This is a genomic window from Brevibacillus massiliensis, from assembly GCF_000311785.1.
GTDB lineage: Bacteria > Bacillota > Bacilli > Brevibacillales > Brevibacillaceae > Brevibacillus_C > Brevibacillus_C massiliensis.
On record NZ_CAGW01000126.1, the window covers coordinates 1 to 1,780 of the forward strand.

Annotated in this window: 1 protein-coding gene; it reads right to left on the reverse strand. The window is 49.8% G+C overall.

Annotated features, from left to right (window positions below; all coding sequences use genetic code 11):
• Nucleotides 1-402 precede the first annotated feature (402 nt).
• A complete protein-coding gene (locus HGBM_RS00020; protein WP_425358549.1) occupies nt 403-1,689 on the reverse strand; it encodes an IS110 family RNA-guided transposase in 1,287 nt (428 codons plus the stop codon).
• Nucleotides 1,690-1,780: the final 91 nt, after the last annotated feature.

Here is a 1,780-nt window from a genome sequence, read left to right on the forward strand (position 1 = left end):
CCTCCCACTATAAAGTAATGTTTTCTCCTGTTTTCTCGCTCATTCTCTGTTTTTTAACTTTGACATCTTAAAGCTCTTGTCGGAAGATTGAAGGAGATACAAATATTTCTGTAAGGGCTGTGGCGGGAATAGAGCCTGCAATCACCAGTTTCCAGACTGTGGATAAAAAGGTATGATCGCACAGTGGATCTCCACATCCGCCCTCGGGGTTTACCCTCCCATGTCACGCTGGGTCTATGCCCTTACATTCCTTCGTTCTACCTCTCAAGGGGTGGAGGCCGATTCTAGCTCCTCGACTGGGTCGTTGCCCTTATGGATTATAATTCTTCGGCTTCTCCGGTGCTTCCGTTGTCATGGTTGTACACATGTGAATAAGCGAGATGACAGGTTTGTTGATAAGCTTTATGCAGCACTTTGTTGTAGCTGGGCTTGTCGAATCGGCCCCAATACTTCGTTTGCGTTATACTCTTTCTGCTTTGTCCCCAGTGTATAGAGGACGCGAACCAGTTTTCCACATAAGGCGATAATCGATTGCTTCTTCTTGAGCGGATTTTGACTACGCGTTGTATAATACTCGTGGAGCGCTTTAAACTCTTTGTTTTTGGCTACCATCGGCAGCATGCAGCGGAACAAGATGCCTCTTAGGCGAGAGCGCCCCCGCTTGCTGATTCCGGTCTTTCCCTTACGTTTTCCAGAGCTGTTCTCCGTCAGATTCAGCCCAGCCAGACGGATGATCTGCTGTCCATGGTCGTAGTTGTTCAGATCGCCAACCTCCGCCAAGAAGCCGGCGACGGTCAGAATGCCAATCCCTGGGATGCTCAGCATTTGCTTCGTTCCGGGGATCTTCTCCAGAATCTGCAGGACTTCCGTCATAATGCTTTCTTCTTGCTTGCAGTACAGATCGTACTGCTGCAGCAAGGCGGCAAGCTCGATTCGGGCAGCTGTCAGCCCCTCGGTAAGCCCGATAGAGACCGTAGCGGCAGCATAGAGCTGCTCCGCTCTCTTGATGCCCACTCCACGCTTGATTTCCGTCTTCCAATGTGTGAGAACGCCTCTGGCGCCTATCGAGACAATCTCCTCTGGAGTGGGAAACTGGCGCATGGTCATCAGTGATGCCTTGCCTTCCCAGTCCTTAAACACTTGTGGATACTCCGGAAAGTAGCGGTCAAACCAGTTTGTAATCCGAGCTTTCACTTGATTCAAGCTCACCATGACCTTCTCCCGAAAATTCATCAGAATGCGTAGCTCTGCATATTCCTTGGTCGGCAAATTGGGCTCTGAATATTTCCCGCTCCGAATCAGGTCGGCAATGACCTTCGCATCCTTGTAGTCGCTCTTGGTCTGCGAGTTGTCCTCAAGTTCTTTGCTCTTGTTCACATGGTGCGGATTCACGACGACGACCCTGATGTCTTGCTCCTTCAAAAATGCCGCTAACGGGAACCAGTAGTGTCCGGTAGGCTCGATGCCAAATACGATGTCGGTTTTCTCATGTATCCGGCCAAGCTCCTTCATCCACGCAGCCAGTTTCGTTAGCCCCTCCTGATCGTTGTGGAACACACATTCTTTCCCAAGCTCAATGCCTCGGATATCCACGGCTCGAGCTACATGAATCTTTTTGGCGATGTCCGCGCCAACAACCAGTGTTTTTTCGGTAATTCGTGTAATCCGTTGATTCTGTTTCTGTTTCAGCTTATACTTCATGTAGAGCGTCCTCCTTTTCATTAGGGCAGTGAATGTGACCATTCCAAGACCCAGCATACAGGAGGCGCTTTTTTCTTTC